Here is a 22437-nt window from a genome sequence, read left to right as displayed (position 1 = left end):
AGGATATGACATGGCTTTCACCACCGCACTGACCAAGCACGTTCCCTTCTCCTCGCCCCTGCTGCGCGATGCCGGCTATATCGGCGGGGTCTGGACATCAGGCGATGCCACTCGGACATTCGACGTTCTGAACCCGGCAACCGGTGAGCTGCTCGCCTCGCTGCCCGATATGGGTGCGGCCGAGACGCGGGCGGCGATCGATGCGGCTCATGCCGCCCAGCCGGCCTGGGCAGCCCGTCCGGCCAAGGAGCGCAGCGCGATCCTGCGCAAATGGTTCGACCTGATGGTCGCCAATGCCGACGAACTCGCCGCAATCCTGACCGCCGAAATGGGCAAGCCGTTCCCGGAAGCGCGCGGCGAGATCCTCTATGCCGCGGCCTATATCGAATGGTATGCGGAAGAAGCCAAACGCATCTATGGCGAGACGATCCCCGCGCCTTCCGACGATAAACGGATGATCGTCATCCGGCAGCCGGTCGGCGTCGTCGGCACGATCACGCCGTGGAATTTCCCGGCGGCGATGATCACCCGCAAGATCGCTCCGGCGCTTGCCGTCGGCTGCACCGTGGTCTCGAAGCCCGCAGAACAGACGCCGCTGACGGCGATCGCGCTTGCCGTACTCGCCGAGCAGGCCGGCATTCCGGCAGGCGTCTTCAACGTCATCGTCGGGGTCGACGGCCCGGCAATCGGCCGCGAGCTCTGTGGCAACGAAAAGGTGCGCAAGATCAGCTTCACCGGTTCGACGGAGGTCGGCCGCATCCTGATGCGGCAGTGCGCCGACCAGATCAAAAAGGTGAGCCTGGAGCTCGGCGGCAACGCGCCCTTCATCGTCTTTGACGATGCCGATCTCGACGCTGCCGTCGAAGGCGCGATCGCCTCCAAATACCGCAATGCCGGCCAGACCTGCGTCTGTGCCAACCGTCTCTATGTCCAGTCGAACGTCTATGACGCCTTCGCAGCCAAGCTTGCCGCCAAGGTCGCCGAGATGTCGGTCGGCGACGGCTTCAAGCCGGGTGTCGTGATCGGGCCGCTGATCGACGAGCAAGGCCTTGCCAAGGTGGAAGATCATGTCAGCGACGCGCTTGCCAAGGGCGCCAAGGTGCTGATCGGCGGCAAGCGCATCGACGGCGCCGGCACTTTCTTCACGCCGACGGTGCTGACCGGCGTTGCGCGCGGCATGAAGGTGGCGCGCGAGGAGACCTTCGGGCCGGTGGCGCCGCTCTTTCGCTTCGGCACGGTCGAGGATGTCATTCAACAGGCCAACGACACGGAGTTCGGCCTCGCCGCCTATTTCTACGCCGGCGATCTGAAAAAGGTCTGGCGGGTGGCGGAAGCGCTGGAATACGGCATGATCGGCATCAATACCGGCCTGATGTCCTCCGAGACGGCGCCCTTCGGCGGCATCAAGCAATCCGGCCTCGGCCGCGAAGGCTCGCGGCACGGCGCCGACGACTATCTGGAAATGAAATATCTCTGCATCGGCGGCGTCTGATTCACCATCCTAATGAGACAGGCACGCGGCATTGCGCCGCGTGCCGTCAATAATGCGGCGGGCGGGTGATGCCAGGAGCTTCCAGCGACTGCTCCTCGAGCGACAGGAAGCGTTCGGTGAGCCGGTCGAGCTTGGTGCGCATCTGCTCGACCGTTTTCCATTGCTCGGCGAGCTGATCGGAAAGCTCTTCGATCGTCTTTGCCTGGTGGGCCAGCATTTCTTCCAGCTGGGTGATGCGGTTCGTCTCGTCGGACATTAGAGCCTTTCCGGGTTAAATTGCAGCATTCTGCCGGAGCAGATTTTCGTCAGGGCAAAGGCGATTGGCGAAGGGCATACCTCTTGGTACGTCCGAGCCGATCGCCTTTGCCCTGGCGCATAGATGCCCGGCCCTTCAGGTTGGCTGAAACGGGCCGGCTGATCGACCGGCCGGCTTGGCCGTAGAGCTGGGCTACGACGCGCGCCGGCCGGTCGACCATCCGACTCCGTTTGAGCCAACAGAATGCTACAATCTAACCCGGAAAGGCTCTAGACCCTCCTTTGCCGAAACCGGCAGAACAGATGGTTCTGCAAAGCGGAAATAGGCCGCCGCGTCAATGCTTTCCCTACCCGGCGCAGCCATGCGCAAAACTGTACCGTTTGGTTACTAAAAGACCTTGCCGTGCCTGATGTTGTGGGGTAGGCCCTTAGCCATCAGGGAGGAATACTGATGGATGCAGGAAACGGCTTTCTTCATCCGGACCGGCTTTTCCCGGCTGATCCGGCAACACGGACCATCGCGCGAGACCTCTACGAGACAGTGCGCAATCTTCCGATCGTCAGTCCGCACGGGCATACTGAACCTTCCTGGTTCGCCGACGACAAGCCCTTTGAAGACGCGGCCTCGCTGCTGGTCATTCCCGATCACTATCTCTTCCGCATGCTGCACAGCGTCGGCGTCACTTTGGACGAACTCGGCGTGCCGCGGCTCGACGGCAAGCCGGTGGCTGAGGGGCGGGCGATCTGGCGGACATTTGCCGCACATTATCATCTCTTCCGCGGAACGCCTTCGAGCCTCTGGGTCGACCACGCCATGTCGGCCGTACTCGGCTGCACCGAGCCGCTGACGGCTGACAATGCCGATGCGCTCTACGATCATATCAATGCCCAGCTTGCCCTTCCCGAATTCCGCCCGCGGGCGCTGCATCAGCGATTCGGCATCGAAACGATCGCGACGACGGATGGGGCGCTCGATCCTCTGGCGCATCACCAGAAGATGGCGGCCGACGGATGGATCGGCAAGGTGCGCACCACCTACAGGCCGGACAGTGTCACCGATCCCGACGCCGTCGGCTTCCGCGACAATCTTGTCAAGTTCGGAGAGATCACCGGCACCGACGTGACGCGCTGGGACGGTCTTATCGAGGCACATCGGCGCCGACGCGCCTATTTCCGCCAGTTCGGCGCCACCGCGACCGATCACGGCGTGCCCACAGCCTTTACATCAGATCTGCCGCTTGCGGAAAAGCAGGCGTTGCTCGAGAAGGCGCTGAAGGGTCCGCTTTCGGCCGGGGAGGCCGAGCTCTTCCGTGGCCAGATGATGACCGAGATGGCCGGGCTTTCGGCTGAGGACGGCATGGTGATGCAGATCCATGCCGGCTCCAGACGCAACACCGACCGCGGACTTTTCTCGACCCGAGGCCCCAATATGGGCGCCGATATCCCGACAAGCACCGACTGGGTCGGCGGCCTGAATGCCCTGCTTTCCAGATACGGCCATGCGCCGGGGCTGCGCGTGCTGCTCTTCACGCTCGACGAGACGACCTATGCGCGCGAGATGGCGCCAATGGTCGGCCATTGGCCCTGCCTGATGATCGGCCCGCCCTGGTGGTTCCACGACAGCCCGAATGGCATCCGCCGCTACCTCGACCAGGTCGTCGAGACGGCCGGCTTTGCCAATATGGCGGGTTTCAACGACGATACGCGTGCGCTGCTTTCGATTCCGGCCCGGCATGACGTCTGGCGTCGCGAAGTCTGCCGTTTCCTCGCCCAGCTCGCCGCCGAGCACCGGATTTCCAAGCGGGAAGCCGAGATCGTTGCAGGTGAGCTCTCCTATGGCAATGCGAAGAAGGCCTACAAGCTGTGACCGAACGACTGCAGACCCTTTCCGGCCTCGCCCCGACGGCGAAGCTTCCCGCCTATGACCGTAACCAGCTGAAAAGCGGCATCCTGCATCTCGGGCCGGGCGCTTTCTTCCGCGCGCATTTCGCGCCGTTTACCGATGCCGCACTTGCGACAAGCGGCGGAGACTGGGGCATCGAAGTGGCGAGCCTGCGCACTGCCGATGTCGCCGATCACCTCAACGAGCAGAACGGCCTCTATACGATGCTGATCCGCGATACGTCGGGCACGGTAGCGCAGGTGATCGGCCCCATTTTACGGGCGCATGTGGCGACACGTGATCCGGCAGGACTGCTCGATCGGCTGGAAGATCCGGCGATCCGCATCGTCAGCCTGACGGTGACGGAAAAGGCCTATGGCATGGATTCCGCGACGGGAGGGCTCGACCTCAACCATGCCGATGTGGCGGCTGACCTTGCCAACCGTCATGCGCCGCGCGGCGTCATCGGCTATCTGGTCGAGGGACTTTCCCGGCGCCGGGCGAAGGGCCTCGCCCCCTTCACACTGCTCAGCTGTGACAATCTTCCGAGCAACGGCGCCGTTCTGAAACGACTGGTTCTCGATTTCGCCGAACGCGTCGACCCCTCACTTCGTCAATGGATCGAGGCAAATGTGCCCTTCCCCTCGACCATGGTCGACCGCATCACGCCGGCGAGCACCGAGGCGACCTACCAGGATGCCGAACGGCTGACCGGACGGCAGGATCTGGCGGCGATCGAGACCGAACCCTTCACGCAATGGGTGATCGAAGATCATTTCGCCAATGGCCGGCCGGCCTGGGAGAAGGCCGGCGCCTTGATGGTCACGGATGTTTCGGCCTATGAGAAGATGAAGCTCCGGATGCTGAATGGCGCGCATTCGCTGCTCGCCTATCTCGGTTATATCGGTGGCTATGAATTCATCCGCGACGTGATGGATGATGCCGGCCTGGCGGCCCTTGCCTACCGCCACATGCATGCGGCCGCAAGAACGCTCGATGCGGTTCCCGGCATCGACCTCGATGACTATGCCAGCGAATTGATAGCGCGCTTTGCAAACAAGGCGATTGCGCATCGCACCTATCAGATTGCCATGGACGGCACGCAGAAACTGCCGCAGCGGCTGCTGGAACCGGCAACCGAGGCACTGGCGCATGGCGACAAGGCGGAGACCTATGCGATCGCCGTTGCGGCATGGATGCGCTATGCGATCGGCGAGCACGGCAACGGCGAGCGCTATGAACTGCGCGATCCCCGTGCAGGCGAAATCGCCGCTCTCATCGCCGATGTCCCGCGCACCGGCCTGGCGATCTCGGCGGCTCTTTTCACCCTTCCCGGACTCTTCCCGGCAGCTTTGACAGGACACCGCGCGTGGACGCAGGACGTCTCCGACAAGCTGGAGATCCTGATTCAGGACGACCGGCTGCCGCTGTTCTAGACCCGGCTACGCCTTGATGCGCGCCATATCCGGATCGTAGAGCGGCGACAGCGACACCTTGCAGGGGATGCGTTCCCGCGCGACATCAAGCTCATAGGTGCCGGAGAGGACGAAATCCTCGGTCACGCCGTCGGGATTGCGGACGTAGCCGTAGCCGATCGGCTTGCCCAGCGTATAACCGAAGCCGCCGCTCGACAGCCAGCCGACGCGCTTGCCGTCGCGATAAATCGTTTCGCGGCCGAGCAGCACGGCATCGGCATCCTCCGGAATGAAGCAGGCGAGGCGCTTCTTTACCCCGCCCGCAAGCTGCCGTTCGATCGCCTCACGGCCGCGGAACGGAATATTCTTTCGCATCTTCACCGCCCAGCCGAGACCGGCTTCAACAGGCGTATGGTCGGGACCGATGTCTGGTCCCCAGGCGCGATAACCCTTTTCCAGGCGGCAGCTCTCAATGGCGCGGTAGCCGGCATTGACGAGGCCGAGCTCGCCGCCTGATGCCATCAGCACGTCATAGACCGTGGTCGCATACTCGATGGGAACATGCAGTTCGTAGCCGAGCTCGCCGACATAGGTGATGCGCAGCGCCCGCACCGGGCAGCCCGATATGCCGATGGTCCTGACCTTGCCGAAGGGGAAGGCAGCATTCGAGACATCGCTGCCCGTTACCTTTTCCAGCACGGCGCGCGAATTCGGTCCCATCAGCGACAGCACGGAATAGGCTGAGGTGACGTCGACCAGCTCGGCATGCATTGCCGCCGGGATATTGCGTGCGATCCAGTCGAAGTCATGGGTGGCGAAGCCGGTACCGGTGACGATGTAATATTCGTTCTCGGCGATGCGGGCGACCGTCACGTCGCATTCGATGCCGCCCTTGTCGTTCAGCATCTGCGTGTAGACAAGCGATCCCACAGGCCTTGCGACATCGTTGGCGGCGATCCAGGACAGCGCTGCCTCGGCATCCCTGCCCTTCAGCACGAATTTGGCAAAGGAGGTCTGGTCGAAGATGACGGCCGCTTCGCGCACGGCCTTATGCTCGCGGCCGACGGCGTCGAACCAGTTCTGCCTGGTGTAGCTGTAGATATCCTTCGGCTCCTCGTTGGCGAAGAGATCGGCAAACCAGTTCGGCCTTTCCCAGCCAAGCTTTTCGCCGAAACAGGCGCCCTGCGCCTTCAGCCGGTCATAGAGCGGCGATTTGCGGCAGGGGCGGCCGCTCGAATGTTCCTCGAACGGCCAGGCCATGGTGTAATGTTTGCCATAGGCTTCGAGCGTGCGTGTCCGCACCCAGTCGGTATCGAAATGCGGCCGGCCGAAACGGCGGATATCGACCGGCCAGAGATCATAAGGCGGTTCGCCCTTTGTCACCCATTCGGCAAGCGCCATGCCGGCGCCGCCAGCCGAGGCGATGCCGAAGGCGTTGAAACCAGCGCCGACGAAGAAATTCTTCAGCTCCGGGGCCTCGCCGAGAATGAAGTTACCATCCGGCGTGAAGCTTTCCGGGCCGTTCAGCAGCTGCTTGACGCCGACATTTTCCAGCGCCGGGACGCGGCCGAGTGCCTGTTCCATGATCTGTTCGAAATGGTCGAAATTGCTGTCGAGCAGCGTGTAGTGGAAACCCTCGGGGATGCCGCTCTTTGCCCAGGGAATGGGGTTCGGCTCGTAGCCGCCCATGACGATGCCCCCGACCTCCTCCTTATAGTAGGTCAGGCGATCGGGATCGCGCAGCGTCGGCAGGTTGGAGGGCACGCCGAAGGATTCGGTGATGATGTATTGATGTTCGACGGAGACCAGCGGTACGTTGACGCCGAAGCGGGCGGCGAAGGCGCGCGTCCATTGGCCGGCGCAGACGACGACGCGCTCGCATTCGATGCGCCCTTGCGCCGTGACGACGGCGCGGATCTTTCCCTTGTCGATTTCAAGGTCGAGGACTTCCATATCCTCGAAGATCGAAACGCCTGACATGCGGGCGCCCTTTGCCAGCGCCTGGGTGATGTCGGAGGGATTGGCCTGGCCGTCGGTTGGGAGGAAGGCGGCGCCGACGAGATCGTCTGTTGTCATTAGCGGCCAGAGATCGAAGGCTTCCTGCGGGGTCAGCAACTGCATTTCGAGGCCGAAGGACTGGGCGGTAGTCGCCTGGCGCCTGACCTCGGTCCAGCGTTCCTCGTTGCAGGCAAGGCGCAGGCCGCCATTCATCTTCCAGCCGGTGCCGAGACCCGTTTCCGCCTCCAGCCGCTTGTAGAGATCGACCGAATAGCCAAGAAGCTGGGTGATGTTGGCGCTGGTGCGCAGCTGGCCGACGAGGCCGGCGGCGTGGAAGGTGGTGCCCGACGTAAGCTTCTTGCGCTCCAGCAGGACGGTATCGGTCCAGCCAAGCTTGCCGAGATGATAGGCCGTCGAGCAGCCGATGATGCCACCGCCGATGACCACGGCCTTCGCCGTCTTCGGTAATTCCTTCGTCATTTATTGATCCCGTTCAAAGGCTTGATAGGCGCGCTCGAAGCGCGCGATATTTTCGGCGGTGTAGCCGGCGTAATCGAAATCAATGGTGGAATGAATTTCCGAAATCATGCTCCAGAGCGCCTCGCGCAGCAGCGAGGCGCATTTCATCGCGGCATAGCGCCTGCTGAGATTATCGGTCAGCGGCTGGTCGAAATAGATCTCCAGCATCGCGCGCTCGGCCGCTTCCGGGAGTTCGTTGTTGGAGGCCAATCCGCCAAGATCGAAAAGCGGCGTGTTGAAACCGGCATAGTCCCAGTCGATCAGCCAGAGCCGCTTGCCGTCATCGAGAAAGTTGGCGGCCAGCAGATCGTTGTGGCCGAAGGCGATCTCGAAAGGTCCTGCCGCTTCTTCCAACATATCAGCCCTGCCGACGAGCCCCGGCAGCAACGGAAGATAGGCGCTCTTCGACGCCTTCAGATTGGCGGCGTAGTCGCGGATGACGTGGAAGACCCAGAAGATCATCGCCTGGCCCCGGAAATGCCGGGCGATGTCGCGATGGCAAGCGCGGACCAGCGGCACGACCTGGGCCAGCATTTGCGGCCTCCTGATATCCTCCGGCGAAAGCGCTCTCGCCTCGATATATTCGAGCACCAGGACGCCCGGCGAATGGTGGATGACCGCCGGCGAAATACCGGCTGCATGGGCGGCACGGCTTGCGGCAAGCTCGTTCTGCCGGCTGATGTGGTGGATCGGAATATCGGTGCCGAGCCTAACCACGCAGCGCGCGACGGCGTCGCTGACCAGATAATTCCTGTTGGTGATGCCGCCTGCTATCGGCGAGATTTCGATCGGGCCCTGCCAGATACCAAGCGCATGAATCCTATCTTCAGGCGTCATGCTTATCCCCCAGAGCATGATGCCGAAAAGTGTGAGCGGTTTTCGGACGACATCATGCTCTAACTATTTAACTTAGAACAGGATTCAGATTTTAGGCCGACCCGGCCTAAAATCATCCTGTTCTAGCGACCCCTGTCGAAATGATGGGGCAGAGGAGGATCTGATGTCAAGCAGCGGTACGCTTAGATCGTCTTGCCGGCGGCATCGAAGACGTGGCAGCGGGCCGGATCGAAGGAAGCCTTCACATTGGCGCCGCGCTCCACCTTCTGCTGGCCGTCAAGCGCGACGGTCAGGAGCTGGTTATCCGGCGTGGTGGTGTAGAGCATGGTGGCGCCGCCGAGATTTTCAACGAGATCGACGTTGACGGTCGAGAGCGCGATTGCACCTTCGGCCAGCGAAAGATGCTCGGGACGGATGCCGAAGGTGACGTCCTCTCCCGCCCCGCCGTTCAGGCGGCGCGGCAGGCGGACGGAATTGCCGCAGACATGGATGCTGGTTTCGGCCTCGCCGACCTGCTCGATGCGGGCCTTCAGGAAATTCATCTTCGGGCTGCCGATGAAACCGGCGACGAACCGGTTGGCCGGATTGTTATAGAGATCGAGCGGCGCGCCGACCTGCTCGATACGGCCGGAATTCAACACCACGATCTTGTCCGCCATCGTCATGGCTTCGACCTGGTCATGGGTGACATAGATCATCGTATTGCCGAGGCTGCGGTGCAGGCGGGAGATCTCGACGCGCATCTGCACGCGCAGTTCGGCATCGAGGTTCGACAGCGGCTCGTCGAACAGGAATATCCGCGGCTCGCGTACGATGGCGCGGCCGATCGCGACACGCTGGCGCTGGCCGCCGGAGAGCGCCTTCGGCTTGCGCTCCAACAGCTTCTCGATCTGCAGGATCTCGGCGGCGCGCTTCACCTTCGGCTGGATCTCGGCCTTCTTGTAACCCGCCGTCTCCAGGCCGAAGGCGAGGTTCTTGTAAACCGACATATGGGGATAGAGAGCATAGGACTGGAAGACCATGGCGATGCCGCGCTTGGCGGGCGCCACCTCGTTCATGCGCTCGCTGTCGAGCAAAAGCGCGCCGCCCGATATCTCCTCGAGACCGGCGATCATGCGCAGAAGGGTCGATTTTCCGCAGCCGGAGGGGCCGACAAAAACGACGAATTCGCCGGGATCGATCGTCAGGTCGATGCCATGGATCACATCCATCGCGCCGTAGCGCTTCTCGACCTTCTGAAGAACGACACTGGTTGCCATCTTCTCAAAACCCTCTCTTTTTATTTTGTCGGTTACTTCGTTCTTGCGCGCCAATCGGCGTATTTCGGACTGTCGGGGCCGACCGGCAGCGGCACGTCAGCGCCGCTGTCGGAAGACTGGTAGATGGCGGTGACGAGTTCCAGCGCACGGCGGGCATCGACCGTCGTCACCGGCAGCGGCGCATGGCCGCTGAGGAAGGCGTGGAACTGGCCCATCTGGGTGGTGAAACGCGGCGCAACCGGCTGCCAGTCGCCAACCACCTTGTCGATCTGTTCCCGGACGTCGTCATTCGCGGCGATGATCTTCCAGGGATCCTTACCTGGCGCATAGGGCTCGTGGCTGCTTTCGAAAGTGACATTCTCGAAATGCAGCCTGAGCCGGCTAATCTGCTCCTGCGAACCAAGGGTGCAGGAAAGCGAGACAAAGGCGCCGTTTTCCATCAGCAGGCTGGCGGAGGCACAATCCTCGACCTCGATATCATTGACACGGGTGGCGACGCGGCCGAAGACCCTTGCCGCAGGCCCCATCAGATGCATCAGCATGTCGTGCAGATGCAGCGCATGGGTGACGAGAACGCCGCCGAGCTCCGTCGCCCATTTGCCGCGCCAAGGCACTGCGTAATATTCCGGCTTGCGCAGCCAGAAGGTTTCGACCGAAGCGGTATAGGGCTTGCCAGCAATACCGGCGTCGATGATCCGCTTGGCCTTCTGGATGCCGTCGCCGTAACGGTACTGGAAGATCGGCATCAGCACGCCTTTGGCGGTCTTTTCCGCTGCCATGATGGTATCGACAGCGGCAAGCGAGCCCGTCAGCGGCTTTTCGCAGACGACATTTTTACCGGCAGCCAGGGCTGCGACCACCTGTTCCAGATGGATGCCGGGAGGAGTGCAGATATCGATGATGTCGATCGTGTCGTCGGCCAGCAGTTCCGCGAAGGAAGTCGTGCGTCGTTCGATGCCGAACTCGTCGCCGACCGCTGCCATGCGCTGCTCGTTCAGGTCGCAGATCGCCACGACCTTGAACTTGTCGGAATGCGGCAGGTAACCCTCGACGATATGGGAGCGGCCGATACCGCAACCAACGATCGCGACCGTCCTGATGCTCATGTCGCTCTTTCCCGTTATCGCCATCAACGCTTCATGCCCGTTGTGGCGATGCCCTCGATCAGCAGGCGCTGGAAGAACAGGAAGAAGAAGAAGACCGGCACGAGCGTCAGGGTCGACATGGCGAACAAACCGCCCCAATCCGATGCACTGGTGGAATCCACGAAAGTGCGCAGGCCGAGCTGGATCGTGTAGGTGTTCATATCGTTCAGGTAGATCAGCGGACCGAAGAAATCGTCCCAGGTCCAGATGAAGGAGAAGATGGCGGCCGTTGCCAAAACCGGCAGCGATAGCGGCAGCATGATCTTCCAATAGATGCGCCAAGCGCTGCAGCCATCCATCATCGCCGCCTCATCGAGTTCGCGCGGGATGCCGCGGAAGAACTGCACCATGAGGAAGATGAAGAAGGCATCGCTTGCCAGGAACTTCGGCACAACAAGCGGCAGGATGGTGTTCACCCAGCCGAGGTTGAGGAAGAGTACATATTGCGGGATCAGCGTCACATGGTAGGGGATCATCAACGTGCCGAGCATGATCGCGAACCAGAAGTTCCGGCCGGCAAAACGCAGCCGCGCGAAGGCGAAGGCGGTCAGCGAACAGGCGATGACATTACCCGTCACCACCAGCAGCGAAATGACGAGCGAATTCCAGAAGAACCGGCCGAAGCTGACATCGAGACCGACCCAACCGCGCGCATAGGAGGAGAGATCGATCGACGACGGGATGAGCGAGGTCGACGAGAAGATCTCGTTTTCCGGCCTTACCGATGCCGAAACCATCCACAACAGCGGATAGAGCATGAGAAGTGAAGCGGCGATCAGCAGGGCGTGGATGATGAGCGACGCAGGCAGGCTGCGTTTGGTGATGTCGGATGGCGGCCTGGCCGCAGTGACGGAAGCGGTCATCTCAGTCATCGTAGTGCACCCAATAACGTGAGGTCAGGAAGGAGAAGGCGGTGAAGATCGCGATGATCACCACCAGGATCCAGGCGAGTGCCGAGGCGTAGCCCATGCGGAAATTGCCGAAGGCTTCCTGATAGAGGTAGAGCGTGTAGAAGAGCGTCGAATTGATCGGACCGCCCGTGCCGCCGGAGATGATGAAGGCTGGTGTGAATGCCTTGAAGGCTTCAATCGTCTGGACGACGGCGTTGAAGAAGATCACCGGGGTCAGAAGTGGCAGCGTGATCTTGTAGAATTGCCGGAACTTCGAGGCGCCGTCGAGGCTGGCGGCCTCATACATATCCTGCGGGATCTGGCGCAGGCCGGCCAGGAAAATAATCATCGGCGAGCCGAACTGCCAGACGGACAGAGCCACCAGCGTGTAGATCGAATAGTTCGGATGCGAGATCCAGCTTGGGCCTTCGATGCCGAAATGCGAGAGTGCGGCATTGACGAGGCCATCGCTGGCGAAAAGCTGACGCCAGAGCACGGCGATCGCCACGCTGCCGCCCAGCAATGAGGGGAGATAGAAGATGGCGCGGTAGATCGACAGCCCACGCAGGCCGCGGTTCAGGGCCATGGCGACCAGCAAGGCGAAGGTCAGTTTGAACGGCACCGAGAAGACGACATAAGTCAGAGTGACGTGCATGGCGGCCGAGAATTTCGGATCGGCCGTGGCGATGCGCACATAATTCGCCATTCCCACCCACCTCGGCGACTGCAGCATGTCGAAGTCGGTGAAGGAGAGGTAGAGCGAAATCAGGGCCGGCCCGAGCGTCAGCCCGAAAAAGCCGATGAGCCACGGAAGAAGGAAGAGATAGCCGGGAGCATTGGCATTCCAGAGACGCCTGAAGCGTCCTTCGGCCACGGCCCCCTGATATCTTTCCACATTTATGGCCCCTGCGGGCGTGCGCATCGCATTGCTCATACGGGATCAGCCTCGTGCGAGAATCTGCGTGATTTCATCGACAAGCTGTTTGCCGCCATCGGAAGGAGATACCTGTCCAAAGGCCACTTGTTCGGCGATGTTGCGTAGGGTCAGCTCGCCTTCACCGGCGCCGGCGGGCGGTGGCGGCGGCAATTTGCCGGCGAGTTCGCCAAGGCCGCTGACATAGGCCAGCGCAATCTTGCCGTTCTCGTCGAGCTTCGCCGCGACGACCTCACGCATGGCGCTCGATTCGGGAATGCCGCGTTCGACATCCAGAAGCAGCGCTGCCTCAGGGTCCTTGACGAAGAAATTGACGTAGTCCACGGCCAGGTCCACAGCTTTCGACTGGGCGGAGACCGAGAAGAACATCGACGGCTTGCGGTAGTGGCCGCCCTTCGAATCCGCCTTGACCCGCATGTAGTTGGTCAGCGCCAGCTTGTCCTTGTTCATTGCCTGATAGGCGACGAACTGGTTGGAATGGGCGAAACCAGCGGCCGACTTGCCGAGCGATATCGTGTTGGTTTCGATATCGTTCTTATCGAGGGCCTGGACATCGGCAGGAACGCAGGCGCCGGCAGCCCGGAACTTGGCCCACATGTCGTACCATTCCGAGGCATCGTCCACGCCGAAGGCGATCTTGCCGTCGGCAGTATAAAGCGCCTTGCCGCGCTGACGCAGCCAATTTTCGAACAGTGGTTCACCGCCGCTGCCGTCGGCCATGCCGAACATGCCCTTGCGTTTGCCCGCCTTGGTGATCTCCGCACCGATGCGGCCGAATTCTTCCCAGGTGGTTGCCTGGGTCGGCAGATCGACGCCGGCCTCCTTGAAGGCAGTGGTGTTCAGGACCGTGGCCGCCGAATTCGCCCCGAGGCTGACGCCGTAGAGGTGGCCGTCGACACTGCCGCCTTCGATCTGCGCCTTGTCGAAATCGTCGAGGTTGAGCTTGGCCGGCATATAGGATTCGAGCGGGGCGAGCGCGCCGCGCCGCGCATACTGGACGATATAGCGATAGTCCATCTGGATGACATCGGGCGCGTTGCGGCCGGCGACCTGGGTCGCAAGGCGCGGCCAGTAGTCGCCCCAGCCGAGGAATTCGCCGGTGATCGACGTGCCCGGCTTCTTCGTCTGATAGAGCTGCGATACCTTGTTGGTGCGATCGGCGCGCGGCTGCGAGCCCCACCACAGGAGACGCAGGCGCGTTTCCTGTGCCAAAGCGCTGGTTCCCAGCGCCGAGAGCGAAAGAAGCGTCGCTCCTCCCGCAACGAAATTACGTCTGCTTACACGTAGGCTCATTTTTTCCTCCTCCAAAGGGAAGCGCCTCCACACGCTTCCGAACCTAGTTACCCTTGCATAAATAACTAATTGGTTACAAGCTACGGGCAAAGCGGCGAGCGTGTCAAGCGGTGTCGCTCGCGGGCCGTTCAAATTCGGTTTTTACAATTTCGCACCGAAGGCTTATGAGCGCAACATGTGAAGACGGAGGTGGAGAGATGAACGACAGCGGGGAGAAGGGGGCAAAGAAACGGTCTCGACGCCCGGTCGCGGAACGGGCGGCCCACCGCGATCCGGAGCGGACACGCGCTGCGATCCTCGAAGCGGCAACCCGGGAATTCGCTGAAAACGGCATGGGTGGGGCTCGCGTCGATGCGATCGCCGAGCGCGCTGGCACCAACAAGCGGATGCTCTATCATTATTTCGGCGACAAGGAGCAGCTCTACCTCAAGGTGCTCGAAGAAGCCTATGTCGGCATCCGCACCGCCGAGCGCGCGCTTCATATCGGCGACCGCAGCCCGGAGGAAGGCATCGGCGAACTGGCACTCTTCACCTGGCGTTATTTTCTCCAGCATCCGGAATTTCTCAGCCTGCTCGGCACGGAAAATCTGCATCGCGCCCGCTGGCTGCGTCAGTCCGTCCGGCTCAAGGAACTGCATTCGCATTTGATCGGCGAGCTTTCTCAAGTGCTCGAGCAGGGAAAGAAGCAGGGCGTCTTCATCCAGACCGCCGATCCCCTGCATGTCTACCTCACGATCGCCTCGCTCGGTTATTTCTACCTTTCCAACCAGTACACGCTGTCGACGATCTTCGGCCGCGACCTGATCGAGCCGACCCATCTCAATGCCTGGGAGAGGCATATCGTCCACGTCACGCTCGCCTCGATCAAGCGCTAGAGCCTTTCCTGATCTCGAAAATCGGATTTGACTCTTGACAGCCGCTCCGATCTTCTGCCATCAAGTAACTGTTTAGTTACCGGCTTGGGAGGGCCGGGCCAGGATGCCCGCTCCCGCCGCAAAAGATTGCTGGGAGGAAAAAATGGCACGCTTGGGGATCATCTTGCACGGCGTCACCGGCCGCATGGGGTACAATCAGCACCTGGTGCGTTCGATTCTCGCTTTCCGCGACCAGGGCGGCATCACGCTCAAATCGGGCGAGAAACTCGAGATCGACCCGATCATCGTCGGCCGCAACGGCGCCAAGATGGACGAGCTGGCGAAGAAGCACGGCATCAAGCGCTGGTCGACCGATCTCGATGCGGCTCTTGCCAATCCCGACGACACGATCTTCTTCGACGCAGGCACGACGCTGATGCGAGCCGAGCTGCTGTCCAAGGCGCTCGATGCCGGCAAGCATGTCTATTGCGAAAAGCCGATCTCCGACGATCTGCAGGTGGCACTCGACCTTGCGCGCAAGGCGCGCGGCTCCGGCCTCAAGCACGGCGTCGTGCAGGACAAGCTCTTCCTGCCCGGCCTGCGCAAGCTGGCGCTGCTCAGGGATTCCGGCTTCTTCGGCAAGATCCTCTCGGTGCGCGGCGAATTCGGCTACTGGGTTTTCGAAGGCGATTGGGGCGTGCCGGCTCAGCGCCCGTCCTGGAACTACCGTAAAGGCGACGGCGGCGGCATCATTCTCGACATGCTCTGCCACTGGCGCTACGTGCTCGACAATCTGTTCGGGGAGGTCAAGGCTGTCTCCTGCCTCGGCGCCACTCATATCGGCCAGCGCATCGACGAGCAGGGCAAGCCCTATGATTGCGACACGGACGATGCGGCCTATGCGACCTTCGAGCTCGAAGGCGGCGCGATCGCGCAGATCAATTCCTCCTGGGCCGTTCGCGTCCGCCGCGACGACCTCGTCACCTTCCAGGTCGACGGCACACATGGTTCGGCCGTCGCCGGCCTGACGAAATGCTGGAGCCAGCACCGCGTCAACACGCCGAAGCCAGTCTGGAACCCGGACCAGCCGCAAACGATCGACTTCTACAAGACCTGGGACGAGGTTCCTGACACGCAGCCATTCGACAACGGCTTCAAGGCCCAGTGGGAAATGTTCATCCGCCATGTCGTCGAAGATGCGCCGTGGCCCTATGGCCTGGAAGCCGGCGCCAAGGGCGTACAGCTTGCCGAACTCGGCCTGAAATCATGGGCCGAGCGCCGCTGGCTCGATGTTCCCGCACTGGAGTTCTGAGCCGTGACGACGATCAATCTCCCTCTTGACGGCAAGATCGTTCCCTACACGCTGACAGGCACGCCGATCGCGCTCGCCAAGCGCGACGCCAAGGCCTTTCCACGCATCGCCTTTGCCGCGGCCCATGTCGTCGCCGATCCGCTCGCCGACAACGATCCGTGGCTGACACCGGCGATCGATTGGGAGCGGACGCTCGCCTTCCGCCATCGGCTCTGGGATCTCGGCCTCGGCGTTGCCGAAGCGATGGATACGGCGCAGCGCGGCATGGGCCTCGGCTGGCCGGATGCGCGCGACCTCATCCGCCGGGCGCTCAGTGAGGCGGCCGGCCGCAAGGACGCGCTGATCGCCTGCGGCGCCGGCACCGACCATCTGACGCCGGGACCTGACGTCACTATCGACACGATCCTCAGGGCCTATGAGGAGCAGATCGAAACGGTGGAGGCGGCCGGCGGCCGCATCATCCTGATGGCAAGCCGGGCGCTTGCCGCCGCCGCCAAAGGACCGGACGACTATGTAAGCGTCTATGACCGCATCCTCCGCCAGGTCAGGGAACCCGTCATCATCCATTGGCTCGGGGAAATGTTCGATCCGGCACTCGAGGGTTATTGGGGCAATGGTGATCATATCCAAGCCATGTCCACCTGCCTTGAGGTGATCGAAGCCCATGCCGACAAGGTCGACGGCATCAAGATCTCGCTGCTCTCCAAGGAGAAGGAAGTGGCGATGCGCCGCCGGTTGCCGAAAGGCGTGCGCATGTATACCGGCGACGATTTCAACTATGCCGAACTGATTGCCGGCGACGAAGAAGGCCATTCCGACGCGCTGCTCGGCATTTTCGATGCGATCGCGCCGGCAGCCTCGGCAGCCCTCGAAGCGCTCGGCCGCAAAAGCAACCATGAATTCTTCGATCTGCTGGAGCCGACCGTGCCGCTGTCGCGCCACATCTTCAAGGCGCCGACCCGCTTCTACAAGACCGGCGTCGTCTTCCTCGCCTATCTCAACGGCCTGCAGGACCATTTTGTCATGGTCGGCGGCCAGCAGAGCACCCGCTCGCTGACGCATCTGGCCGAACTCTTCCGCCTGGCCGACAAGGCACGGGTTCTGGCAGATCCCGAACTTGCTGCAAGCCGCATGCGTCAAGTGCTCGCCGTCCACGGCGTCAACTGAAGCGCTGAGGTGATGGGAGGAGAATGACATGCAGGTCGAAGGGCTTTCGATCAATCTGGCGACGATCCGCGAACAGTGCGGCTTTGCCCAGGCCGTCGATATCTGCCTGAAACACGGCATCACCGCGATCGCGCCCTGGCGCGACCAGGTTGCCAAGGTCGGTCTCGATGAAGCGGTGCGTATCGTCAAATCCAACGGCATCAAGCTGACCGGGCTTTGCCGCGGCGGCTTCTTCCCGGCGGCAAACGATGCCGACTGGCAGAAAAATCTCGACGACAACAGGCGTGCCATCGACGAAGCGGCGGCATTTTCAGCCGATTGCCTCGTGCTCGTCGTCGGCGGCCTGCCGGGCAGTTCGAAGGACATCGTCGCCGCCCGCCAGATGGTGTTCGACGGCATCGCCGCCGTAATGCCGCATGCGCAGGCCTCGGGTGTAAAGCTCGCTATCGAGCCGCTGCATCCAATGTATGCCGCCGACCGTGCCTGCGTGAATACACTCGGCCAGGCGCTCGACATGTGCGAGCAGCTCGGGGAGGATGTCGGCGTTGCTGTCGATGTCTATCACGTCTGGTGGGACCCCGATCTTGCCAACCAGATTGCCCGCGCCGGGCGCATGAAACGCATCTTTGCCCATCATATCTGCGACTGGCTGGTGCCGACAAAGGACATGCTGCTCGACCGCGGCATGATGGGCGATGGTGTGATCGACCTCAAAGGCATAAGACGGATGGTGGAGACCGCCGGTTTCTTCGGCGCGCAGGAGGTGGAAATCTTTTCGGCCGAAAACTGGTGGAAACGCCCGGCCGAGGAAGTGATCGCCACCTGCGTCGAGCGCTTCAGGAGCTGCTGCTAAAGCGTGTCGCACAAAAGTGTGCAGCGGTTTTGCGACCATGATGTGCGAAAAACCAAAGACCTGAAGCGCGGGCCACGCGAATCTGAAAGATCGCGACGCGCTTTAGGCCTGATTTTCAGTATTTGTTTCATCACGCATGCAGGAGGATCATTCGATGGAAAAACGCCGTTTTGCCCTGATCGGTACGGGAAACCGCGGCACCACCATGTGGGGCAAGGATCTGCTTGCCGGCTGGCGCGAGCATGTCGACCTGACCGCGATCGTCGAGAAGAATTCGCTGCGCGGGGAACGCGCGCGTAACATGATCGGCAGCAATGCACCGCTCTACGAAAACATCGATTCGATGCTCAACGAGCAGAAGCCGGATCTGGTCATCGTCTGTACGCCCGACCATACGCATGACGACATTGTCGTGCGGGCGCTGGAGTCCGGCATCGACGTCATTACCGAAAAGCCAATGACGACCTCGGTCGAAAAGATTCGCCGGATTCTGGATGCCGAAAAGCGCACGGGTCGCCGGGTCGACGTGTCCTTCAACTATCGCTATGCGCCGACGGCTGCGAAGATCAAGGAACTGCTGAATGCCGGCGAAATCGGCCGGGTCACCTCGGTCGACTTCCACTGGTATCTGAACTCCAAGCACGGCGCCGACTACTTCCGCCGCTGGCATGCCTATACGGAAAATTCCGGCAGTCTGTTCGTCCACAAGGCGACCCATCATTTCGATCTGCTGAATTGGTATCTCGACAGCGATCCCGACGCCGTCACCTCCTTCGCCGACTTGCAGAATTACGGTCGCAAGGGCCCGTTCCGCGGCCCGCGCTGCAAGCTCTGTCCGCACACGCATGAATGCGACTACTACCTCGATCTCGAGGCAGATCCCTTCCTCGATTCACTCTACGAGGATCCCTCGAAGATCGACGGCTACTTCCGAGACGGCTGCGTCTTCCGCGAGGACATCGACATTCCTGATACGATGGTGGTGTCGCTCCGTTACCGCAACAACGTCCATGTCTCTTATTCGCTGAACACCTTCCAACCGATCGAAGGCCATCACCTTGCCTTCAACGGCACCAAAGGGCGCATTGAGCTTCGTCAATATGAGGCCCAGCCCTGGGAAGAGCCGAAGGAGGACACCATCCTCCTCATCCGCAATTTCCCGAACGGCAAAGAGGCGGTGGAGCGCATCGTCGTTCCGCATTTCACAGGCGGCCACTACGGCGGCGACGACCGGATGCGCAATATGATTTTCAAACCCGATATTGAAGACAGGCTCGCCCAGCGCGCCGGCACGCGGGCGGGCGCCATGTCCGTGCTTTGCGGCATTGCCGCGCTGACGAGTTCGCGCACCGGCAAGTTGGTCAACATTGCCGATCTCATGCCCGAACTTGCCAATGACGGTTCGCCAAATTCGCTGAGGACGTCGCGCTGATACCTGTTGCCTAAGCCCCTTGACGCGCCTCAGGCGATGTTTTCGAGATTTGCCTGATGGATCTGGTAGAGCAGCGGCTGACCGGTCACGAAGCGCTCGATCTCGTCCACGGCCATCTCGCCGAGGCGCGCCCGTTCCAATCCGATAGCGCCGGCAATATGCGGTGTCAGAAAGACGTTCGGCAGATCGTAGAAAGCAGAACCCGCCTCCGGGATCTCCGGATCGGTGACATCGAGGACCGCGTCGATACGGCCGGTCTTGAGCGTCGAAAGCAGCGCGGCCTCATCGATGAGAATGCCGCGCGCCGTGTTGACGAGCGTCGCGCCGTCCTTCATCAGCGACAGCCTTCGCGCATCGATCATATGCCGCGTCGACGGCAGCGACGGCGCATGCAGGGAAACGATGTCCGCTTGCCGCATCAGTTCGTCGAGATCGACCTTTTCCGTTCCGAGGCCGGCTGCCTCGGCGGCATCAAGCGTCGGATCGGCGAGCAGCAGTCTATAATCAAAGGGTTTCAAGAGCTCGATGACGCGCCGGCCGATGCGCGAAGCGCCGACGATGCCAACGGTGCGGCGGTAATTTCCGATCGCTTCGCGCTGCATCGGATGGGTGCGGTTGCGGTTTCGATCGGCGACGTAGAGATCGCGGAAACGGAAAACGCGCTTGCCGGCGAAGATGATCGCCGCCAGCGTGAATTCGGCCACCGGCACGGCATTGGCCTCGGCCGAATGGCTGACCGGGATACCGGCTTCGAAGATGGCGTCGTCTATGACGCCTTTGACCGTGCCCGCCGCATGGACGATGAGCTTAAGATGCGGCGCGGCGGCGAGGATTTCGGGCCCGACATAGGGCCCGCCCCAGCCGGTGATCAGGATTTCGGCTTGGGCCAGCAGACGTCTCGCACGCTCGTCGTCGAAGCGCTGCAGCGGTTTGGGATCCAGCAGGCGACCGATGCCACTCAGCCGGCGCAGGACCTCATCCGGCAGCACATGCTCCGTGCGCGACGGTTGCATGGCAAAGACGATGGCCGGCTGGCTCATGGCATCTGTCCCGGCGCTTCGATGGCGCTGACTGTCACGCCCTTTTCCTTCACTAGGGCCTCCAGCGCTGCAATGTCAGGCGCTTTCGGCGGGTTCGTCCAGACAGACGAGACAGCAGCGGGATCGTCAAGTGCCAGCACTGCCGTCACCAGGATGGTTTCACCGGCCGAAATCTGCCCGCGCAGCTGCGGCACGAGGGTTTTCGCGACGATCACATTGGTGTTGGGCATTGCCTTCTGGACAAGCCCCGAACGTTTGACCGAAGAGCCGAGATCGAGAATGCCGGTGAAATCGGCTTCGCCGATCGCATAGGCAACCCCATTCGACGCGGATAGCGTATCCAGCTCGAAATCCCGGCGGCCGATGGCAAATCCGCCTTCGGCAATCCGCAACGGCCGGCTTGTCCTGATCCGGTGGAAGCGGATGTGCCAGGGTGCGACCGGCACGAGCCAGGTTTCGACGTCGACATCTGGGAAAGGCGACCACTTCGCATAGAGCACGTCACCTGCGAGCCTGGCTTCCTCGTTCGTTTCGCGCACGCGGTAGTGAAGGCCGTCATCGCTGAAGGCAAGCGCTGAATCGAAGGCGGCAAGCGCAAAGGCACGCTCATCGGCCTCGACACTGAAGCCGTATCGAGCGGAATAAGCAAACTTCGCATATTTTTCCGTGCCGCACCGCATCTGCAGGTTTTCCTGGCCGGAAGACAGCGCCACGACATCGCCGCCCGCCCGCATGATCACCATGCCGGGATGACGCTGGGGAACGATGTCAGGCGCCTGCTCCGGCACTTTTTCCTTCGCCGTCCAGAATGGGTGATCCTCAGCGATCGCCAGCGGCAGGAAGGCCTTGAAGGCCCAGTAGGGCGAGCCGGCGGAATTGTAACTCTCCGACATCAGCAGGTTCGGATAGCCGAAGCCGATCGACAGCACGCCGTCGCGATCGGCAATCGGCTTGTCCTTCCACCAGCGCAGATGCTGCAGGCAGAGATGCTTGACCTCGCCCCAGGGCAGAGCCTCGACATCGGCAAAGGCGAGCGCGGACCAGAAGCCGGCGCAGGCAAAACGATAGGTCAGGCTGCGGCCGAAGGGGATCGTCGCCCCGTCAGCGGCAAACCAGTGCCGGAAATCCCGGGCGAAGAGGACCGCGCGCTCGCGGTAGCGCTTTGCATAATCGTCATCGACGAGCTTCGAATAGATCAGGCCATAGAAATGCATGGCGAAGGGAATGTAGTGGTCGATACGGCGCACGTTTCCGTCGCGATACCAGCCGTCGCCGATATAAAAGCCTTCGAGCTCCTCAAGATATTGCCGCGTCAGGCTGCGGTCGAAATCGGCGCCGAGACGATCGAGCGCGATATCGACGAAGATCCGGAAGAATTTCCAGTTGTTGTCAGCATAATCGAACTGCCTGACATGCTTGAGATAGGCGACGACATTGCTGCGGGCGCGCGCATCGAGCGGTTCCCAGATTTTTTCGGGCACCAGCGCCAGGGCAAAACCGAGAGCGGCAAGCTCAACCATCCGCTGATCGCGGCCATTGACCGTTCCCCAATATTCCGGATGGGCGGGATCGGTGCCATTTGCGAGACCCTCGGCGAAACGATGCCAATGGGCGAAGTCGCCCTTGCCTGCGCCAAGCGGCGCTAATCCCCAGAGCGGGCGGGCGAACCCTTCGAGATCGGCCGCTGCCCGGTCGAAATGGGCGCCGCCGCCATTGAGGGTGACGCGGGCATTGCCGTTCGAGAAACAGGCAAGCAGCGGATCAAAGAGCGCAAGCAGCGCACGGCTCATATCGGCGCGGGTTTCCAGCGGATTGCCTGCGAGCGGGTTGGCGCTGGCGGGATCATAGGTCATCGGCATC

Annotated in this window: 18 protein-coding genes; 8 read left to right on the top strand and 10 right to left on the bottom strand. The window is 61.7% G+C overall.

Features of this window, described 5'->3' with window-relative positions:
- Positions 1-10: 10 nt before the first annotated feature.
- A complete protein-coding gene (locus tag BS629_RS31945) occupies positions 11-1492 on the top strand; it encodes an NAD-dependent succinate-semialdehyde dehydrogenase (protein WP_018244238.1) in 1482 nt (493 codons plus the stop codon).
- Positions 1493-1538: 46 nt separating this feature from the next.
- On the opposite strand, the gene BS629_RS31940 is transcribed toward BS629_RS31945, so the two are convergent.
- On the bottom strand, positions 1539-1748 hold the full coding sequence (locus tag BS629_RS31940; RefSeq protein WP_012759624.1) for a SlyX family protein: 210 nt from the start codon (positions 1746-1748) through the stop codon (positions 1539-1541).
- Positions 1749-2198: 450 nt separating this feature from the next.
- On the opposite strand from BS629_RS31940, the gene uxaC reads away from it, so the two are divergent.
- Together uxaC and BS629_RS31920 are read left to right on the top strand one after the other, a co-directional pair.
- A complete protein-coding gene (uxaC, locus tag BS629_RS31925) occupies positions 2199-3614 on the top strand; it encodes a glucuronate isomerase (protein ID WP_018244236.1) in 1416 nt (471 codons plus the stop codon).
- Entirely contained in the window at positions 3611-5065 is a 1455-nt protein-coding gene (locus tag BS629_RS31920) for a mannitol dehydrogenase family protein (protein ID WP_018244235.1), read from the top strand. The genes uxaC and BS629_RS31920 overlap by 4 nt, the downstream gene beginning before the upstream one ends.
- Positions 5066-5071: 6 nt before the next feature.
- Here the strand turns inward: BS629_RS31920 and BS629_RS31915 are convergent, their stop codons facing one another.
- The 7 genes from BS629_RS31915 to BS629_RS31885 all read right to left on the bottom strand — a co-directional run bounded on the left by BS629_RS31915 (position 5072) and on the right by BS629_RS31885 (position 13919).
- On the bottom strand, positions 5072-7522 hold the full coding sequence (locus tag BS629_RS31915; RefSeq protein ID WP_018244234.1) for a GcvT family protein: 2451 nt from the start codon (positions 7520-7522) through the stop codon (positions 5072-5074).
- The gene (locus BS629_RS31910) at positions 7523-8398 is read right to left on the bottom strand and encodes a phosphotransferase (protein WP_026188569.1); all 876 of its coding nucleotides are present in this window, start codon (positions 8396-8398) and stop codon (positions 7523-7525) included.
- A gap of 182 nt (positions 8399-8580) precedes the next feature.
- Positions 8581-9657 carry an ABC transporter ATP-binding protein gene (locus BS629_RS31905; protein ID WP_018244232.1) on the bottom strand — a complete coding sequence of 359 codons (1077 nt, stop codon included), beginning with the start codon at positions 9655-9657 and terminating at the stop codon, positions 8581-8583.
- Positions 9658-9689: 32 nt separating this feature from the next.
- Complete coding sequence (locus BS629_RS31900; protein ID WP_018244231.1) at positions 9690-10787, bottom strand: Gfo/Idh/MocA family protein; 1098 nt, start codon at positions 10785-10787, stop codon at positions 9690-9692.
- Entirely contained in the window at positions 10787-11674 is an 888-nt protein-coding gene (locus tag BS629_RS31895) for a carbohydrate ABC transporter permease (protein WP_027682265.1), read from the bottom strand. Before BS629_RS31895 ends, BS629_RS31900 begins: the two co-directional genes overlap by 1 nt.
- On the bottom strand, positions 11667-12626 hold the full coding sequence (locus BS629_RS31890) for a carbohydrate ABC transporter permease (RefSeq protein WP_018244229.1): 960 nt from the start codon (positions 12624-12626) through the stop codon (positions 11667-11669). The genes BS629_RS31895 and BS629_RS31890 overlap by 8 nt, the downstream gene beginning before the upstream one ends.
- 6 nt (positions 12627-12632) lie before the next feature.
- On the bottom strand, positions 12633-13919 hold the full coding sequence (locus tag BS629_RS31885; protein WP_018244228.1) for an ABC transporter substrate-binding protein: 1287 nt from the start codon (positions 13917-13919) through the stop codon (positions 12633-12635).
- Positions 13920-14116: 197 nt separating this feature from the next.
- Here BS629_RS31885 and BS629_RS31880 point away from each other — a divergent pair, with 197 nt between their 5' ends.
- From BS629_RS31880 to BS629_RS31860, 5 genes are all read left to right on the top strand, one after another.
- Positions 14117-14794: a TetR/AcrR family transcriptional regulator gene (locus BS629_RS31880; RefSeq protein WP_018244227.1), complete on the top strand. Its 678-nt coding sequence runs from the start codon at positions 14117-14119 to the stop codon at positions 14792-14794.
- 142 nt (positions 14795-14936) lie between these two features.
- The gene (locus BS629_RS31875) at positions 14937-16085 is read left to right on the top strand and encodes a Gfo/Idh/MocA family protein (protein ID WP_018244226.1); all 1149 of its coding nucleotides are present in this window, start codon (positions 14937-14939) and stop codon (positions 16083-16085) included.
- Between the two features lie 3 nt (positions 16086-16088).
- Positions 16089-17252 carry a dihydrodipicolinate synthase family protein gene (locus tag BS629_RS31870; protein ID WP_018244225.1) on the top strand — a complete coding sequence of 388 codons (1164 nt, stop codon included), beginning with the start codon at positions 16089-16091 and terminating at the stop codon, positions 17250-17252.
- Between the two features lie 28 nt (positions 17253-17280).
- Entirely contained in the window at positions 17281-18105 is an 825-nt protein-coding gene (locus tag BS629_RS31865; RefSeq protein WP_018244224.1) for a sugar phosphate isomerase/epimerase family protein, read from the top strand.
- Between the two features lie 154 nt (positions 18106-18259).
- Complete coding sequence (locus tag BS629_RS31860) at positions 18260-19537, top strand: Gfo/Idh/MocA family protein (protein ID WP_018244223.1); 1278 nt, start codon at positions 18260-18262, stop codon at positions 19535-19537.
- 29 nt (positions 19538-19566) lie between these two features.
- Here BS629_RS31860 and BS629_RS31855 read toward each other — a convergent pair whose 3' ends face one another.
- On the bottom strand, positions 19567-20577 hold the full coding sequence (locus tag BS629_RS31855) for a hydroxyacid dehydrogenase (protein ID WP_018244222.1): 1011 nt from the start codon (positions 20575-20577) through the stop codon (positions 19567-19569).
- Positions 20574-22430, bottom strand: a complete 1857-nt coding sequence (locus tag BS629_RS31850) for a DUF2264 domain-containing protein (RefSeq protein ID WP_026188568.1) — start codon at positions 22428-22430, stop codon at positions 20574-20576. The genes BS629_RS31855 and BS629_RS31850 overlap by 4 nt, the downstream gene beginning before the upstream one ends.
- Positions 22431-22437: the final 7 nt, after the last annotated feature.

The sequence above is a fragment of the Rhizobium leguminosarum bv. viciae USDA 2370 genome (assembly GCF_002008365.1).
Classification (GTDB): Bacteria; Pseudomonadota; Alphaproteobacteria; order Rhizobiales; family Rhizobiaceae; genus Rhizobium; species Rhizobium leguminosarum.
Note: the sequence above shows the minus strand (reverse complement) of the source record. Positions and strands in the feature narration are given on the sequence as shown.